Source organism: Pseudoalteromonas sp. J2K-J979 (assembly GCF_058169715.2).
Genome location: NZ_CM200281.1, coordinates 94,207 through 111,814 on the forward strand (window position 1 = coordinate 94,207; position 17,608 = coordinate 111,814).

Annotated in this window: 14 protein-coding genes; 6 read left to right on the top strand and 8 right to left on the bottom strand. The window is 43.3% G+C overall.

Translation table 11 applies throughout. From position 1 onward, the window contains the following. The first annotated feature begins 33 nt into the window (after positions 1-33). From hemC to add, 5 genes are all read left to right on the top strand, one after another. Positions 34-972 (top strand): hydroxymethylbilane synthase, encoded by a 939-nt coding sequence (hemC, locus tag AC3KVK_RS00445; protein WP_490313338.1) that lies wholly within the window; start codon positions 34-36, stop codon positions 970-972. Continuing rightward, on the top strand, positions 972-2,807 hold the full coding sequence (locus AC3KVK_RS00450; RefSeq protein ID WP_490313337.1) for a uroporphyrinogen-III C-methyltransferase: 1,836 nt from the start codon (positions 972-974) through the stop codon (positions 2,805-2,807). Before hemC ends, AC3KVK_RS00450 begins: the two co-directional genes overlap by 1 nt. After that, positions 2,804-3,925, top strand: coding sequence for a heme biosynthesis HemY N-terminal domain-containing protein (locus tag AC3KVK_RS00455; protein WP_490313336.1), 1,122 nt, complete (start codon positions 2,804-2,806; stop codon positions 3,923-3,925). The genes AC3KVK_RS00450 and AC3KVK_RS00455 overlap by 4 nt, the downstream gene beginning before the upstream one ends. A gap of 103 nt (positions 3,926-4,028) precedes the next feature. Then, on the top strand, positions 4,029-6,719 hold the full coding sequence (locus tag AC3KVK_RS00460; protein WP_490313335.1) for a CHASE domain-containing protein: 2,691 nt from the start codon (positions 4,029-4,031) through the stop codon (positions 6,717-6,719). A gap of 81 nt (positions 6,720-6,800) precedes the next feature. After that, positions 6,801-7,799, top strand: a complete 999-nt coding sequence (gene add, locus AC3KVK_RS00465) for an adenosine deaminase (protein WP_490313334.1) — start codon at positions 6,801-6,803, stop codon at positions 7,797-7,799. A 201-nt stretch (positions 7,800-8,000) separates the two neighbouring features. On the opposite strand, the gene AC3KVK_RS00470 is transcribed toward add, so the two are convergent. From AC3KVK_RS00470 to AC3KVK_RS00495, 6 genes are all read right to left on the bottom strand, one after another. Further along, positions 8,001-8,402, bottom strand: coding sequence for a CBS domain-containing protein (locus AC3KVK_RS00470; RefSeq protein WP_490313354.1), 402 nt, complete (start codon positions 8,400-8,402; stop codon positions 8,001-8,003). Between the two features lie 194 nt (positions 8,403-8,596). Further along, positions 8,597-9,415, bottom strand: coding sequence for an alpha/beta hydrolase (locus AC3KVK_RS00475; RefSeq protein ID WP_490313333.1), 819 nt, complete (start codon positions 9,413-9,415; stop codon positions 8,597-8,599). A 104-nt stretch (positions 9,416-9,519) separates the two neighbouring features. Beyond that, the gene (fre, locus tag AC3KVK_RS00480; RefSeq protein WP_490313332.1) at positions 9,520-10,233 is read right to left on the bottom strand and encodes an NAD(P)H-flavin reductase; all 714 of its coding nucleotides are present in this window, start codon (positions 10,231-10,233) and stop codon (positions 9,520-9,522) included. Positions 10,234-10,287: 54 nt separating this feature from the next. Continuing rightward, the gene (gene ubiD, locus AC3KVK_RS00485) at positions 10,288-11,766 is read right to left on the bottom strand and encodes a 4-hydroxy-3-polyprenylbenzoate decarboxylase (protein ID WP_490313331.1); all 1,479 of its coding nucleotides are present in this window, start codon (positions 11,764-11,766) and stop codon (positions 10,288-10,290) included. Positions 11,767-11,936: 170 nt separating this feature from the next. Continuing rightward, positions 11,937-13,289: a sigma-54-dependent transcriptional regulator gene (locus AC3KVK_RS00490; RefSeq protein WP_490313330.1), complete on the bottom strand. Its 1,353-nt coding sequence runs from the start codon at positions 13,287-13,289 to the stop codon at positions 11,937-11,939. After that, positions 13,279-14,724 (bottom strand): sensor histidine kinase, encoded by a 1,446-nt coding sequence (locus AC3KVK_RS00495; RefSeq protein ID WP_490313329.1) that lies wholly within the window; start codon positions 14,722-14,724, stop codon positions 13,279-13,281. Before AC3KVK_RS00495 ends, AC3KVK_RS00490 begins: the two co-directional genes overlap by 11 nt. A gap of 341 nt (positions 14,725-15,065) precedes the next feature. Between AC3KVK_RS00495 and AC3KVK_RS00500 the strand changes: the two genes are divergently transcribed. After that, positions 15,066-15,650, top strand: coding sequence for a hypothetical protein (locus AC3KVK_RS00500; RefSeq protein WP_490313328.1), 585 nt, complete (start codon positions 15,066-15,068; stop codon positions 15,648-15,650). A gap of 46 nt (positions 15,651-15,696) precedes the next feature. On the opposite strand, the gene AC3KVK_RS00505 is transcribed toward AC3KVK_RS00500, so the two are convergent. Together AC3KVK_RS00505 and mtnK are read right to left on the bottom strand one after the other, a co-directional pair. After that, entirely contained in the window at positions 15,697-16,320 is a 624-nt protein-coding gene (locus tag AC3KVK_RS00505) for a DNA-J related domain-containing protein (RefSeq protein ID WP_518526940.1), read from the bottom strand. 75 nt (positions 16,321-16,395) lie between these two features. After that, positions 16,396-17,598, bottom strand: coding sequence for an S-methyl-5-thioribose kinase (gene mtnK / locus AC3KVK_RS00510; RefSeq protein WP_490313327.1), 1,203 nt, complete (start codon positions 17,596-17,598; stop codon positions 16,396-16,398). Positions 17,599-17,608: the final 10 nt, after the last annotated feature.

A 17,608-nucleotide genomic window follows, 5' to 3' on the forward strand; every position in this document is an offset into this window, starting at 1 on the left:
TATTTATAAAATACAACACGTAAAAGGTAGCCCATGACATCTTCAAGCCAAATTCTTCGTATCGCGACACGTAAAAGCGCACTGGCATTATGGCAAGCGGAGTTTGTAAAAGCACAGCTTGAAATTCATCACCCAGGTATTGAAGTTGAACTGGTACCTATGTCGACACAAGGTGACAAAATTCTCGATACACCCCTGGCAAAAATTGGTGGTAAGGGCTTGTTTGTTAAAGAATTAGAGCAGGCAATGCTTGAGGGGCGTGCTGATATCGCGGTCCATTCAATGAAAGATGTCCCTGTTGAGTTTCCTGATGGATTAGAATTACACACTATTTGTGAGCGTGAAGATCCACGTGATGCATTTGTATCAAACAAATTTAACTCAATTGATGCCTTACCTCAGGGAGCGATTGTTGGTACATCTAGTTTACGTCGCCAATGTCAAATTCGAGCGCTGCGCCCGGACTTAGATATTCGTGACTTACGCGGCAATGTTAATACGCGCTTAGCAAAGCTGGATGAAGGTCAATACGATGCGATTATTTTAGCGGCTGCAGGGTTGATTCGCCTCGAAATGCCAGAGCGAATTGCCAGCTTTATTTCGCCTGAGCAATCCTTGCCAGCTAATGGTCAGGGGGCTGTCGGGATTGAGTGCCGCAGTGATGATCATGCCACTAAGGCTTTACTTGTTGCACTTGAGCATCACGAAACACGTATTCGAGTACTCGCAGAGCGTGCAATGAATCGACGCCTTGAAGGCGGTTGCCAAGTTCCAATTGGGGCATTTGCAGAAGTATCAGGCTCACAACTTACGCTTCGAGGTTTGGTTGGAGCCGTCGACGGCACTGAGATTTTACGTGACCAAGTAAGCGGCGCCTGTGATGATGCAGAACAATTAGGCATTGAATTGGCTGAGAAATTACTTAGTCAAGGTGCTGATACCATTTTACAAGCCGTTTATAAGGATGCTTAATGGCGGTTATTTTAGTCACCCGACCAGATACTAAGGGTGAACAGCTCGTGGCTCAATTAACGCAGTTGGGCCACCAAACATTATCTTTTCCTCTTTTAACACTTGAGACGATAGCCGTTTCAAGTGTTGAACTCAGCCCATTGGCAGAAGCTGATAAACTTATTTTTATCTCACAAGATGCGGTTAAAGCGCTGTATGCACTTAAGCCAAATTTAAAACACCAGCCTGAGTTTTATGCTGTAGGCGATAAAACCGCTGACGTGATTTTTGATTTGTTTCAAGTCAAAGCACGAACACCTAAGCAGCATGACTCTGAAGGGTTGTTGGCGCTACATGGCCTACAAAATGTCGAACAGAAAAACATTGTATTGATCAAAGGGCAAGATGGCCGGCCGCTTATCGCGCAAACACTCAAGTCGCGCGGTGCATTTGTCCATAGCCTAGCCTTGTATCGACGAAAGCCGGTGACAGGGAATATCAGCGAGAAAATAAAGCAATGGCAACAACAAAAAATAGACAGTATAGTATTAACCAGTAATGCTGCAGTTGACGCGATATTCAATGAACTTGCAGCGAATGAACTAGAATGGCTGAAAACATGTCGGTTTTATGTGGCAAGTAGTCGCATTGCGGATTACTTAGCATCACAGGCCATTTCACCTACTAAAATTCAGATATGTGCCGGAGCCTCTGATGAGGCTATAGTGGCAGGTATTACATCGCAGGAAAGCCTTATGTCGGACGAAAAGATCATCAATCCAGATGCCGCAGTGAATACACAGGACAAGGAGCCAAAGGCGCAAACTCAGCCCCACCCCACAGAACCAAAAACAAAAAATACGACGCATAGCAGTGGTGGAAAGTGGATAGCCGCGCTGGCTATTTTGATATCGTTAGGCGCATGCGGCGGAGTTGGCTACAGCTTTGTAAAACAGCAGCAGTATAGTAATCAGCTGTTTAGCCAGTTGAATAATGACAACCAAGCATTGGCTGATAAACTGCAAGCACTGCAAAGTATTGCGGACCAGCAAGCGGCTCAATTAAACGCACAATTGCGCAACAGCGAAGCCAATATTCAGCAAGCGCTTAAAACAAGTGAACAGCAAGTAGCGGCGCAGCTGAGTCAAACGCTCGAGCAGAAAAATAATCAGCAAGTTGAACTCAATCCCTTCGAAGTGAAAAGCCTTCATCGGATGGCGATTTTTAAAGTACAGAGTGAGCAAAATTATACGGCAGCCATCGCCATCCTTCAGCAGCTTGATCAGCTCTTAGCTGAACACGCTGGGCAAACAGCTTTAAGAGAAGCAATTCATCAAGATATCCAAACTCTTGCTGCGGTCAAGAGTGTTCCGGTTGAGCAATTGTATTTAAACTTATATGGCATCACACAACAATTGCCTAAGTTGCCTCTAAACATGGTGGAGCTCCCTGACCCCTTAGAAACTCAGCAGGCGACCGCATTGAGTGAGGATATTACGGACTGGCAAACAAACTTAAAGCGCTCATGGCGTTTATTGGTGGATGATTTTATTAAAGTGCGCGAACGCTCTGCGCCAATTGAGCCTCTTTTATCACCACAAGAGCAAACCTTAGTGCGTCAACGTTTGGCTTTTTATGTGACCCAAAGTCAAAGTGCATTATTGAATCAGCAAGTTGATATTTTTTATGCCTCGATAAAACAAGCTCAGCAAGTGATCGATCATTTTTATGATTTGCAAGCCAGTAGTGTCATTAATATTAATCAGCAGCTAGCAACATTATTACAACAAGATCTGCAGTTTAATCCACCTGTTGAATTGGTCAGTGCTGCTGCATTGCAGGAGTGGGCGCAATGATTAAGCCTATTCTTGCGTTTCTGCTTGCGGCATTCGTACTTGGCCTTGCGCCTTGGGTGATTGGCGAAAAGGGGTATATTTTAATCGCGCTAGATAACTGGACCATAGAAGGCACGATTGTAAGTTTTGCGATTATGTTATTGCTAGCCGCATCGGCTGTCTTTATTACCTATAAATTAGTGCGCTATTTGCTTTCAATTTATGGCTCAACTCGTTTTCGTTTTACTGAACGAAGCCAAAAAAAGCAATTGGCGAATTTGCAGCAGGGATTATGGTCAACATTAAATAATGATCATGAGTTTGTATTGAAAAAGCTCGATAGCACGGCGATTCCGCAACAGTGGCAAGGAATTAGTTATGCCTTTGCAGCAGATGCAGCACTTAAGTCTAATCAAAGCGCTAAAGCTTTGAGTCTGTTAGCCAAAGTGCCTGATGAACAGCAAAATTACGTTGCTCATTTGTATGCCCAATCGGGTGAAGAGCAAATGGCGGCAGATCTTTTGTCGATTGCGGCTGAACAAAAAAAACCTGACGCACTGCAGTTGCGTTTATATAGTCAATTGCTGGTGGCACAAAAAGACAGTGAAAGTCTGGTTAAGATTTTGCCTAAATTAGCCAAGTTTGCTGAATTGACTGATCAGCAATGGCAGGTTATTTGGGAAGTCATTTTTGCACACGGTCATGGCCAAGTGATACAGCAACGTTTCGAGCAATTGCCTCGGAGTTTAAAACCGTTAGCCGAAGTGCAGTATTGCCAAGCGATACTCAATAATGGCGAGGTTACAACTGGCGAGAAAATATTACTTAAACTGCTTAAAAAAGGCCATTTCTCGGCAATTTGTCAGGTTTTATCAACAAGCCAGCAATTGAATCTGCTAGGTTTACAAAAAGCGATTCAAGAGCAACTCAAAAAACAACCCGAATCAACTCAGTTATTATTGTGTTTGGCCTATACTGCCAAAGCACAAAATGATACAGAGTTGGCCTGTAAAGTTTTTAAGACCGTATTGAATGACGAAAACAATAAAGCGCATTGGCGAGCCGCTGCAGAATGTTACGCCGCCCAAGGTCTGACCGAACAAGCATTAGTGCTTTATCAACGCTTTACGCCAGTTTAAATACTGGCGTTTTTGTTTTGTAATTAACCCAATGATCGTGATTAAGCTAGACTGAGTATAAGTTTGTATGGATGCTCCATAATAATCTTGTGAGGAACAGAGTGTGCACAATCAGAAAGCGTGGGGAGCGGCTCTATTTATCGCTTACATTGCGATGGGGGTGCTATCAAATACGTTATTAACTGCAGGAACATATGCCGCAGCCATTTGGCCATCAGCTGGTATCGCATTGGCGGGTTTTTTTCTGTTGCAGTATCGAGCAATTCCTTATGTTTTTTTAGCTTCTCTGTGTATTAACTCTTTTCATTTTGGCTCCCTCAGTTGGTCTATTAGTTTGATTGATGTGAGCAAGTCTTTCATTATTTCGATTGGGACTGTCTCGCAAGCTGCGGTGGCCTATTGGCTGATCCGTCGAGTCAATCAGCAAGCTGAGCAATTAATAGAGCTTAAAGCGACGTTACAATTAATGTTGATAGGTGGCCCGCTGAGTTGTTTAATTGCAGCTACAGTGGGCTCTTTGACGTTATTTGGGTTTGGAATTTTGCCTATAGAAACACTTCCCCGAACATTTTTTACCTGGTGGAGTGGCGATACACTCGGAGTGCTGATTTTTACCCCGCTGATTTTAATTATTTTTAATCAGCAACAAAAATTGCGTCGTGTTCAAGTGGCGGTGCCCGCATTAGTTGTGTATTTGTCTCTCAATCTACTTTTTTACTTTTCTTATCGCGCTGAGCAGCAATCGATACAACAAGAGGTGCAGGTAAAATCAAATATGCTCAAATTTAGCTTTGATAAACAATTACAAAAAATCAAAGCGAATATTGGTTTACTCAAGGCCTATTATGAGAGTAGCCAAGAAGTGAGTTACCTTGAGTTCATGAGTTTTACAGATCAACAGCTCTTGTTTAGTTCAGAAATCAGTGCCATTGAATGGCTGCCAAAAGTATCACACCAAGAACGTGGCAGCTATGAACAGCGTTTACGCGATATTGGCTTTAACAATTTCGAGTTTAAAGAAAAAAATAGTCAAGATAAGTTGGTCACGGCCTTACCTCGACCTTGGTATTTCCCCGTCTATTATGTTAACCCGATACAAGGAAATGAAGCTGCGTTAGGGTTTGATTTATTATCGCACCCTGTGCGAGCTAAGGCGTTAAATCAAGCGGCGCGATCGCGCAAACCTGTCGTGTCAGAGGTGATTGCATTGGTGCAAAAACAAACAGAATCAGCTGGAGTGTTATATCTCGTTCCAGTGATAGCAGCACAACCTCGTCCTCATGTAAAAGGGTATGTGGTGGCTGTTATTCACCTGCCAAAAATAATCGCAGCGACTTTAGCACCATTAGAATTTTCTGGTTACAAAGTGAAATTGGAAGACATCACTGAACATTCCCAAATCAGTATGCTTTATGAAACAGGCAGCTATTTGGATGCATTGCGGGTCTTTCAGGAGAACGTTAGCTTTGGGCAACGGGTTTGGCAGCTTAGTTTGTATAAAGAGCTAGGAGTAGGGCAGCGAAAATTTTGGGTTCAGCATTGGCGCGCACAGCTGTTTGGCATGTTGTTTGTTTGGTTACTGATTACTTTTTTATTGATGTTAACTGGTACGAATATTCGTGTTTCTCAACAAGTGGAGTCACAAACTCGTAAGTTATTAGATCAAAAAGAAAAAGCAGATAAGGCTAATAATATTAAAAGTGAATTTTTAGCTAATATGAGTCATGAAATCCGCACCCCGATAAATGGGATAAAAGGGCTGCATTATTTAGCGCTGCAGCAAAGTAACTTTGATCAAACCCGCAGCTATATTGAGCAAGCCGACAGTGCGGTTAATGTGCTTCAGCGAGTGCTTAATGATGTACTCGATTTCTCAAAAATTGAAGCTGGTAAACTGGTGTTAGAGAAAAACCTTATTTCTTATCAACAAATTTTTACTCAGCTTAACATGATGGTCAAACATGATATTGAACAAAAGGGGATTAATTTTAGTATCGACTACGAACCCTTTACTCATGAGTGCATCTTTACTGATGAAGTGCGCTTAAATCAGGTCTTGTTAAACTTGGTTAGTAACGCGATTAAGTTTACCGAGCCTAAGGGGTCGATTCATGTCAAGCTGGTTGCGTTTAATTCAGATCAGGTGATGTTTGTAGTGTCTGATACGGGGATAGGTATCGATCCTGCATTACAAAACAAGTTGTTTAAACCTTTTTCACAAGCTGATAGTTCGACCTCTCGTAAGTTTGGCGGTACTGGGTTAGGGCTGAGTATTTGCCAAAAACTTGTGGTGTTGATGGGGGGAGAAATTGGCCTCAAGAGTGAAGCAGGACGAGGGAGTGAATTTTATTTCACCTTACCCATTGGGAAAGATGAATTTGCCGCGAAAGATAAACAAAGTAGTGAATTTGATTCCAGTATTGTTTCATTAGCACAATATAAGATTTTAGTTGTCGAAGATAACCCGCTTAATCAGCAAGTTATTCGAGCTATTTTGGCTGGTAAGGGCTGTCATCCTGATATTGCAGAAAACGGCTTAATTGCCATCGAAATGCTGCAAGCAACGAACTATGATTTAATTTTAATGGACATTCAAATGCCTGAATTAGATGGTTTGTCTGCGACGAAAAAGATTCGTCATGAATTAGGGTATAAAAATTTACCAATTATTGGCTTGTCGGCTAATGCCATGGAAGAGGATATCGACAAAGCTATGGCGGTAGGAATGAATGACTATGTCGTCAAGCCAATTGAGCCAGATGCACTATTTAAATCGATTTTAAGTGTAGTTTAATTGCCCATTGCGGCTATATGTCCTTGAATAAATGCATCACCTGCGTATCATGCGGCAACTTTAATAAAACCGAGCTCAATTATGATAAATAACAACTTACCATTACTTGATATTCACCGTCACCTCGATGGCAATGTGCGACCACAAACCATTTTAGAGCTTGGTCAACAGTTTAATATTACCTTGCCCGGTCATGATCTCGATTCACTCCGTCCACACGTTCAAGTACTTAAAAATGAGCCTGATTTACTGGGGTTTTTAAGTAAACTTGATTGGGGAGTGGCCGTGCTTGGTGATTACGATGCCTGTCGTCGAATTGCGTTTGAAAATATCGAAGATGCGGTAAATCAAGGGTTAGATTATGTCGAGCTTCGCTTTAGTCCTTATTACATGGCTAAAACACAAGGCTTAAACCCAACAGCTGTAGTCGAAGCTGTAATTGATGGCGTTCATGCTGGTTTAAAGCAATTTCCACAAATCAAAGCAAACTTAATTGGTATTTTGTCGCGCACGTTTGGTCAAGCGGCGTGTCAGCAAGAGTTAGATGCCATTTTGGCTCATAAACAACATATTGTCGCCCTCGATTTAGCCGGTGATGAATTGGGTTTCCCTAGTGAGTTATTTACGAGTCATTTCAAACAAGCTCGCGATTCGGGTTTGAATATTACTGTCCATGCTGGTGAAGCCGCGGGGCCTGAAAGTATGTGGCATGCGATTAATGAGTTGGGTGCAGTCCGCATAGGTCACGGGGTGAAAGCCATTGAAGATCCTAAACTGATGGATTATTTGGCGGCGCATGACATAGGAATTGAATCGTGTTTAACGAGTAACCTACAAACAAGCACGGTCGCCGATATAAGCCAGCATCCGCTCAAGCGTTTCTTAGATCACGGTATTTTAGCTTGTATTAACACAGATGATCCTGCGGTGAGTAATATCGAAATCCGTCACGAATTTGAAGTGGCTGCCCCACAAGCTGGTTTAAGTTCAGCCGATATTACCAAAGCACAAAATAATGCACTGAAAATCGCTTTTTTAAGTGATGCAGAAAAACAGGTGTTGCGTAGTTTAAAAGCTTAAATTTACTGAATGACGCGATGCGTTTTAGATGCGCATCGTGTCAATTGTCTCGACTCTAGCAAATAAAGGCGCCTTTGCTTAAATATGAGCGAACAAGGCCTTTATATTTAGTTTAAAACATTGACCAAGTTCTTACCGATAACTGAGGTTATTTGGCAAAAATATGAGAAACCTTGCTCATTGGTAAGCCCGAGCACTCAATTATTTACACCGTAAGTAACTGGTTGCCAGCGCACTTAATACTTGGCTGCGATTAATAAGCCCAATCACTTTTTTTCCTTCAACCACCGGGTAGTTTTTCGGTTGAGTTTGCAACATGCGCTCGGCTAAATCGGCAATACTCGTCTGCGCATCAATGGCGACAACATCTGTGCGCATTAAGTCTTTCACGGTGATCACCCCATCACAAAAATAGCTGTTGCTCAGCATGGGTTTTAATAATTCATGCTCAGAAATAAACCCCACCAGTTCTCTTTGCTCATTTAAGACGGGTGCGCCCAATAAATGGTGTTTTTTTAGTTCACTGATTGCTTGGGTGATTTCTGTGTTAGGGGTAATAGCAGGTAGTTGTTTAATCGTATGTTGAATGACTGTATCCATGATGTTCTCCAGCTCGGTCTATTTGATGAGTTAAGTATGCATGGGGACTTTACATTTTAAAAATTGATTAAATATATCGTAATGTTCAATTTTTTAGATGGTATGTGGGCGCGCTGAATTTCACAATCAAACAGGTGTAGTGAAATTCAGTGTGGCTATTCAAGTCGTTGAAGTGAATAGTAGATGTGGCCGAATGATTATTCGGCTGGCGAATGTAGTTGAGAACGTGTTTTAAGAGTTTGGCATGAATTGCCTTGAATAAAGTCTGTGGTTAATGCACTCATGGCTTGGGTAAGCCACGTAGGGCCATGATCGGCCATATCATTATGGCGTGCATTATCAATCGTGACAACACAGGTGTTGAATTGCTGTTGCTCGGCATCTGTGGGGAGCACGTTTTTATCTGCTGGGTAATCCGATGCTCTGACTGATAATATTTTGATGTCTTGAGTGCGAGGTAAAGGCACACGACGATGGTCGTAAGTGATCACCGCATCGATAAATGAGTGTTTTTGACTCGCCAGTAATGCCGAAATATCGCCGCCATTAGAATGCCCCATCAGCGTTACCGCATCGAAGTTATATTCAGAGTATTGCGCTTGGAGTTGCTTGCGTACGAAAAGAGTGGTGTCTGCTCCACGTTGCCAGTTTTCCATGCGAGTTGATAAAAACGGCTGTTCACGCGAAAGTGGGGGATCAGTGGGGAGCTCATGAGTGATTGCCACCATTAACATATTATGGCTGTTCATTGTCTGTGCTAAAAAAGTGTAATGGGTACTGTTGATCCCATAGCCAGCGCCAAAGATGGCAACTTTACAGGGAGAGGTGGCTAAGCATGGCTTTTTACTTGGAAAATATAAAGTCACGGGGATATCCCGCTGACGCACATCATCATGGATTATCTGGCTGAGTGCTTGGCTAGATTGATGAGGTGGTGGAGTGATTTCAGAGGTTGCAAAAATCGGCGTCGATGACAGCGTCAGCGATAGGTAACCGAGTAAAATTGATGGGTTCATTTATTTGTTTTTTATAAATTAAATAAAGATATTATCTAGCTTAGCGCCCAAAAGCAAAAAGCTGGCCTGAGCCAGCTTTTTTATTGTTTGAGCACTAAACCAATTTATTTGATAAACGCAAAAGCATCAGCAAACATATGTTCGCGGATCGCACCTTGTTTAATAAAGTCATCACGAACAATGCCAATCATGTCGAAGCGACCCGCCATATAAATATCGTATTCGGTTAAAGAATCAAAATCACTTAAAACGGCTAAGTGAACATAACCACGATGACCTTGCCAATCAGCCGCAGGGTGCTCAATAACCGGAATGTAGTTAAACAGTGGATTGCTTGCTGCCCACGCTTTCATTTCTTCATCGGCGTAAAGCGCACTTGGGTCTTTAACACCCCAGTAAAAAAAGACAGGGCGGTCACACCCAACTTCTTGCAGGTGGTCGGCCATTGATTTGACATACGAAAAACCGGTTCCGCCAGCTAATAAAATAAGCGGGCGAGTGCTGTGTTCGCGTAGCTCTGAAACACCTAAACCAACCTCGATATTTGCGGGTGTGCCAGCTGCATGGTGCTCGCGTAAATGATCCAAAGCTTGGCGTGCATAGCTATCGGCTTCACCAGCACCGATATGAAGCTCAAGTAACTCAGTTTGACTCGGCTTGCTGGCGATAGAAAAAGCGCGTTTATCCTTTTCGCCCAACACCACTTGTAGGTACTGACCAGCTTTAAATTGTGCAGCTTGTGCAGGTTTGAGTTCGACCTTGAAAATGAACTCGGTCAGTGGACTGATGCTGATCACATCAGCGAGTAATTGTTGCATTTTAATACCTTTTCACGACGCGTTTATTTATTTTAACTGTTTTTTGCTCAGCAATTAAGCTTTGTTTTTGATGATGCCGAGCGAATCCCAGATATCATCGACTTTTTCTTTCACTTTTGGATCCATCACTATGGGTTCACCCCACTCGCGGGTGGTTTCCCCTGGCCATTTATTAGTGGCATCCATCCCCATTTTTGAGCCTAAACCTGATACCGGCGAGGCAAAGTCGAGGTAATCAATCGGGGTGTTTTCAATTAACGTGGTATCGCGCGCTGGATCCATCCGTGTAGTAATGGCCCAAATTACGTCATTCCAATCTCGGGCATTCACGTCATCATCACAGACAATCACAAATTTAGTGTACATAAATTGACGTAAAAACGACCACACCCCCATCATCACGCGCTTGGCGTGACCGGGATATTGTTTTTTCATAGTTACCACAGCCATACGGTATGAACACCCTTCAGGCGGTAAATAAAAATCAACAATCTCAGGGAACTGCTTTTGCAAAATAGGCACAAACACTTCATTGAGTGCAACCCCTAAAATCGCGGGTTCATCTGGTGGGCGGCCGGTATAGGTGCTGTGGTATATCGGATCTTGGCGATGCGTGATGTGCGTCACTGTCATTACCGGGAATTCGTCTACTTCGTTATAGTAACCGGTATGGTCGCCATACGGGCCTTCTGGCGCGGTTTCACCTGGTGTTAAATAACCTTCGAGTACGAACTCGGCACTGGCAGGCACTTGTAAATCATTCGAAATCGATTTAACGACTTCGGTTTTACTGCCGCGCAATAAACCGGCGAACGCGTATTCACTTAAGGTATCGGGAACTGGCGTCACCGCACCTAAAATTGTTGCCGGATCAGCCCCTAGTGCGACTGACACCGGGTAATTTTCCCCAGGATTTTCTTTACAGAATTCTTGGTAATCTAGTGCGCCACCACGATGGGACAGCCAGCGCATAATGATTTTGTTTTTCCCGAGCAATTGCTGACGATAAATACCGAGGTTCTGACGTTTTTTATATGGCCCTTTCGTGACCGTTAAACCCCAAGTGATCAGGGGGGCTGCATCGCCCGGCCAACAATGCTGAATCGGTAGCTTCGTTAAGTCGACGTCATCACCACTTAAAACCACTTGCTGGCACGGCGCTTTTTTTACTTCTTTGGCCGGCATATTCAGCACTTGTTTATAAGCAGGAATTTGACTCCACGCTTCTTTAAGCCCTGCAGGTGGCTCAGGCTCTTTTAAAAACGCCAATAATTTACCGACTTCACGCAGTGCCGTGACATCTTCTTGGCCCATGCCTAGCGCTACACGCTCAGGCGTGCCAAATAAGTTGGCTAATACAGGAGTATCAAACCCTTTTGGGTTTTCAAATAACAGGGCGGGGCCTTTGGCACGTAATGTACGGTCGGCAATTTCGGTCATTTCTAGGTATGTATCAATTTCTTGTTTGATACGCACGAGCTCACCACGTTTTTCGAGTAACGCAATAAAGTCGCGAAGATCTTTATATTTCATTGCAGCTCAGTCAGTCACCAATAAAAGTTGACGCATTATAACGAGATGCGTGCTTGGTGACCAATAATACCCGTTAAGTGTCAAGAGCGATCAATCTTTTTATAGTAATTAACATTGCACGCTCAAGTTGGAGGTATGTCAAACAGAAAGGGCAGTTAGCCCTTTTTGTATCACAGCTGGTGTTTTTCTAAGCGGTATAAAAATTGTTTGTAACTTAGGCCAAGCAGTTTAGCTGCTTGGGTTTTATTGCCGGCTTCGCGATTGAGGGCTTGTTGCAGTAAGTTTTTTTCAAAACTATCCCACTCAATACCGGCACTGGGTAAGGTGAATAAGTGGCAGTGAGTTGGTGAAGCATCGGTTTGCATTAATGTATGTAAAAGTTCGTCTTCATTTTGCAGCAGCACAAATTGTTCTAAGGTATTGGCAAGTTGGCGAACGTTGCCCGGCCAGTTAAATTGCATTAAGTGTTTCAGTAAGTCATTACTGAGTTGCAAGTCGTTTATTTGATAACGTTGACTAAATAGTGTCAAAAAATGCTGAATTAAGCGCGGAATATCTTCGCTGCGCTCGCGTAGCGGTGGCATGTGAATTGGCACGACATTGAGGCGATAGAATAAATCTTCACGAAACTCGCCTTCTTGCACCATTTGGTGCAGGTTTTTATGACTGGCGGCAATGACCCGGACATCAATTTTTTGCTCGTGATTGGCGCCAATTGGCGTGACCACCCCTTCTTGTAACAAGCGCAGGAGTTTGGTTTGTAAGCTCAGGCTTAATTCGGCAATTTCATCGAGAAAAATAGTACCGTGATCGGCTGCGGCGAATTTACCAACTTTGTCTTGTGTTGAGCCGGTAAACGCGCCTTTTACTGAACCAAATAATTCAGCTTCAGCGAGATTTTCAGGGATGGCACCACAATTGATAGCAATGAAAGCGCGGTTACTACGTTGTGAGAGTTGATGTAATGCCCGTGCTGCCAGTTCTTTCCCTGTACCGCTTTCACCGCTGATTAATACGGTTGCGCTGGTGGCACTGACACGTTCAATGCGCTGAAAGACTTTTTGCATACAGGGCGCATGGCCAATGATATCAACTAAGCTGCTTTGTTCGGTCAGTTGCTTTGATAGCTGTTGATTCGTTAAACGTAGCTGATTAGCTTTATTGGCTTTGGCCAGTGCGAGTAAGAGCTCTTGACGTTGAAACGGCTTGCTGAGGTAATCATCGGCTCCTTGCTCAATCGCTTGTACGGCATGTTCAATCGAGCCATAAGCAGTCGCGACGACGATACCGTGTTCGAGCTTGTTGCCTCGCAGATAATTGATAAGATCGAGCCCGCTGAGCTGGCCTAATTTCCAATCTGTAAAGACCAGCTGAATATGCGGATGCTGCTTTAATAATACGATGGCATCTTCAACACTAAAGGCGCTAAATACTTGATAATTGGCTGCGCTTAACATAGCACTGATGAGTTCATTTTGTGCGTGATCGTCTTCAACCAATAAGATGGGGGTGTTAGTGCTCATGGTGAGTCCCTGTGTTGAGTGTAATAGTCACGCAGGCGCCAGTAGATTGATTGCTGACAGAAATTGCGCCGCGATAATATAAGTGTGCAATACGATTGGCTAAATATAATCCCATGCCCGCGCCATCAGCTTTACTGCTGATATGGGGCTCGAATAAATGCGGCAAAATTGTCTCGCTAAAACCTGGACCGCTATCTTGCACAGTTATAATGAGCTGCTTGTCAGGCTGGCGGCTGCTGATTTTTATTGGGTTGATGGCCTTATTTTTGAGCTGATTTGCTTCGACTGCATTGACGATAACAGTGTGCAGTATGGTGCGGATTTCGGACTCGAGTCCACAAACGGTTAATGCGTGATCGAGTGCGAGTTCAAAATGGGCTTGCTCGCTGCCAAGCTCCAGTAAAATATCGTGGATCACTGCGGAAATAGGTACCGGTTGGTCGCGCCGGACATCATTATTGCTTAAGGTGAGCAAAGCGGTAATGTTTTTGTTGAGGTGGGCAATTTTATTGTGCGCAATATCTTGCAGATGCTGCTGTTGTTGGGGGGAGTCACTTTGCCAATATTGCTCTAGCGTAAGCCCTAAGGTATGAATCGGGTTACGTAAGGAGTGCGCTACCGCACGGCTTAGCTCGCCAAGCTCAACAAGTTGGCGTTGCTGTTCGAGTTGTTTTTCACTGTCACTGAGCTGTGCTAGGCGCAGACTCGTATGGTTAAACTGGGTGATACAGGAGGCAATTTCAGCTACTCCTTGTGGGGTTACTTGGCTACCAAGTTGACCATTACGGAGCGCTAAAAACCCGGCATTTAACGCTGTAATAGGACGGGTTAGGGCGTGGGTGAAATACGCCATTAAAATCAGTGCGACTAAGCTTGAAATAATAATACTCCACAAAATCAATTGTGCGAATTGGTCAAAGCTATTGCTGGAGGTAAAGCTGCGAAATTCGCCATTGATCACATGCTTAATTGACTCATCATTTTCAAATTTAATAAAGATAGTGTTGAGTTCATTACTGAGCGTTTGCTGATGAATTTCAAAAAGTTGCTGTTGTTTTTGTGGACTGGAATCAGCACTTTGCTCAGTGTTAATGTTCAGTTCAAACTGTTTTATTTGATGCGGCTTGGCCTGAGGGGCGCTGGGGGTTGTGACATCTTCAGGCTTTGGCGGCGGCGGTGGTGGCGTGAGTGTATTAGAGAGCGTCACGCCATCGGCCAGCATAATCACTTTAGACGGTGTGTCTTTGAGCTCGATAATTCGTTCGTTGAGATCGTCCCGAGCTTTACTGATGAGCTTTTTGGTGATGGTTTGGGATTGTTGCGTAATGTCTTGGCGCACTTGCTCTTTAAAGTACAGCACCAACAATGCCTGACAGCTTGCTAGCACTAAAAAAATCAGACCAATCCCTAAAATAAAATATCGTCGAATACTCACTGAAGCTCCTTATTGCTCTTTTGGCCTTGGGTAACATAAATGTCTAAAGCGTATCTATCAAGAAAAATTCCACTAATAGATGGAAATATGCATTTTTAACATCTTGTTATTTAAAGAAATTTAAACCTAATTATTGAACGATAGCACGCGAGTAAAAAGTGAGCTCCTGATATCAGCAAAGGTATCTCCTGATATCAGGAAGTTGCGTAAGGCTGAGTTGACCGATTAAAACTTAAGCTTATAAAAATATTACAGTTTTTTATTTGGCATGTATTTTTCATTAGTGAGGGGGAGTTATTCATTTTACTAATAATTAGCGATGATATCGCAAGGAGAAAAATATGTTGATTACAACCCAACTAAATAAATTCAGCCAATTGTTACTGGCATCTGGTTTGATGTTGGTATCAGGACTCGTGGCGGCGCAAAATACGCAAACAACCATGATTAAGCTTGAACAAAATTTGTCGGATCTGAAAGTGATGGTGAATGAAGGCGAAGGCAATCATGTCATTCACTTTGATAAATCGGAGTTAGGCAGTGCGCATTTAGAAGAACAAATCAGTCAATTACCGGCTGAATCTCAACAGAAGGTGCGTAAATTGCTTACGCAAATAGAGTCTGGAGAAGGTAAAAATACTTTTGTTTTAAAAGATAAAGTGATTGAAGCTTACACTGATGGTGACGATATCACTCACAAGATGGTGATAATCAGTCAAGGCGATGAACTTAATATGGATATCCCACCTCCACCGGCAGCACCAAACGCACCCAAACACCCTGAGCATGTCAAAGTGATGAAATTTGCCTTGGACATCGAAGGTGAAGGTGGCCACGAATTTGCTTTGATTAAATCGTTGTTGCAAAACGCGACATTAACGCCTGAGCAAATTGACGAAATTCAAACCTTATTGAATAGCAAATAGTCGCTCAACGAGTTGATAAAAAGCCACGGTATGTGGCTTTTTACGTTTATGGGGTTGCAAGCGATTTAAAATGACGTTTCAGCAGTTGCCAATCATTTTGTAATTGTTGGAATTTTTCCGTGTTGCCCCCTGCTTTGTCAGGGTGATATTTTAAGGCTAATTGTCGCCAGCGTTGGCTAACTGATTCGAATGAGCTCGTTGCACTGAGGCCAAATCGTGCCAATGCATGCGCTATTTGGGTTTGACTGATTGGCTGCAAGGAAGGTTGTTGGCCAAATTGTTGCCAAAAATCCGTTAATAACAGCTCAATTTCTGCAGCACTGGTATCGTAATTTTGCCAATTGAAGTAGTAATCGGCTAACCCGTTTGAAGTCGTTTGGCGTGGATGCTGCGAAATATCAACCAGGGTCACGTTGAAGCTATCGATTTCGACACTGAGCTGCTGGTTTTGTAGCTCTAATTGCAAACTAAACAGTGCATTCATGACGAGAAAATTACGTTTAAACAGGTCTTTATTCGGATCGGTGTCTAAGGTTGTTAATATTCCTTCGCGGCCGAGCGTGCTGGTGAGTTCGTGAACCTTCCACTGTGAATGCTGCAACAATGCAGCTAAAACGTCATCTAGGATTGGGTTATTGATAAGAGGGCAGCCATCTAAAAATAAGAATATTTAAACGGTAGCAGGGAAAGCTGAAAATAAAAAGCCTTGCTTAACAAGGCTCTTATTTACTCTAGTTTAGTGGTGTTAACTCAGTAACGACGTCAAAGTGGTTTTAAGTGATTGAGGATCTCGAATTTTCGCTGCAGATATAATTAACTGGCGTCCTAAGTTGAGAGTTTGTTGCTGGACTAAAAGGCGTAGGCTTTCGTCATCAATGGTCTCTATGTCGGCAACGTGGGCGAGGCCAATTGTTCGGCGAATAAGCTCTGTGCCGCAGTAACCCACAGCATCCTGTATTACACCTTGTATAAATTCGTTGATATAAGTTGGCTCTTGGAAATTCACATCTTTGGTGTGCTTTTTGGCAAGTTGCGAAAACAGGCGAACAAACTCACTGACTGTGGTATGAAGCGTGGAGAGTAGATGGGTTTGCATATTGTTTCGCTGATGTTCATCACGGATACGGCCATTTTGCGCGCAATAATTGAGTAACAAGTTGCCAATAAACGAGCCTAAATCGAAGCCAATAGGGCCAAAAAAAGCAAATTCGGGATCGATCACTTTTGTGTGTTTGCTATCGACGAAGAGACTGCCACTGTGCATATCGCCGTGTAACAGCGTTTGTGGGCAAGATAAAAATTTCGCTTTTAACTGGGCGACTGCTGTCTTTAATTGCCTGTCTTGCCACAGCTCAGACACCAGTGGCTGGAGTGGCTTCGGATAATTGTTACGCTCGTGTTTGTGATAAGGGTCACTGAAAAATAAATCTTCCGTAATTTGGCATAGTTCAGGATTGATAAATTGTGCGACGAGGGCTTTTTTTTCCTGCGCATCTAAATAAAAGTCAGAGTAGTAAAAAGCAGTCTTCGCAAGGTATTCTGCAACGTGTTCACCCATGTAATCAAATTGCTGTGCTTGATTTTGCGCGCCGCGTAAAATCTGCATGTCGCCTAGATCTTCTAATAAAATGAGCGCTAAATCAGGATTGTAGTCGAGCACTTTGACTGTGTGTTCAGGGCAGACTTTACTGTGGGCAATGAGTGCTTGCGCTTCGATTCGTGCGCGATCGAGCGTCAAGGGCCAGGACTCACCAACACAGCGAGCATAAGGCAGGGCTTGTTTTAAAATAACACTGGTCCCTGAGCAGTTACTGATCCTAAATACCATATTCAAGTTACCGTCACCAAACTCACGGCAGTTTAATGGTTCATCAGCACTAAATAATCCTGACTTTTCTTGAACATAGGCAAGCGCATCTTGCTCTGTGAAGGCGATATATTGGCTCATTTGCACACCT

What these genes read in the sequence shown, in the direction of transcription:
- hemC (WP_490313338.1), top strand. Translation starts at nt 34, where the DNA reads ATGACATCTTCAAGCCAAATTCTTCGTATCGCGACACGTAAAAGCGCA.
- AC3KVK_RS00450 (WP_490313337.1), top strand. Translation starts at nt 972, where the DNA reads ATGGCGGTTATTTTAGTCACCCGACCAGATACTAAGGGTGAACAGCTC.
- AC3KVK_RS00455 (WP_490313336.1), top strand. Translation starts at nt 2,804, where the DNA reads ATGATTAAGCCTATTCTTGCGTTTCTGCTTGCGGCATTCGTACTTGGC.
- add (WP_490313334.1), top strand. Translation starts at nt 6,801, where the DNA reads ATGATAAATAACAACTTACCATTACTTGATATTCACCGTCACCTCGAT.
- AC3KVK_RS00475 (WP_490313333.1), bottom strand. Translation starts at nt 9,415, where the DNA reads ATGAACCCATCAATTTTACTCGGTTACCTATCGCTGACGCTGTCATCG.
- fre (WP_490313332.1), bottom strand. Translation starts at nt 10,233, where the DNA reads ATGCAACAATTACTCGCTGATGTGATCAGCATCAGTCCACTGACCGAG.
- ubiD (WP_490313331.1), bottom strand. Translation starts at nt 11,766, where the DNA reads ATGAAATATAAAGATCTTCGCGACTTTATTGCGTTACTCGAAAAACGT.
- AC3KVK_RS00490 (WP_490313330.1), bottom strand. Translation starts at nt 13,289, where the DNA reads ATGAGCACTAACACCCCCATCTTATTGGTTGAAGACGATCACGCACAA.
- AC3KVK_RS00500 (WP_490313328.1), top strand. Translation starts at nt 15,066, where the DNA reads ATGTTGATTACAACCCAACTAAATAAATTCAGCCAATTGTTACTGGCA.
- mtnK (WP_490313327.1), bottom strand. Translation starts at nt 17,598, where the DNA reads ATGAGCCAATATATCGCCTTCACAGAGCAAGATGCGCTTGCCTATGTT.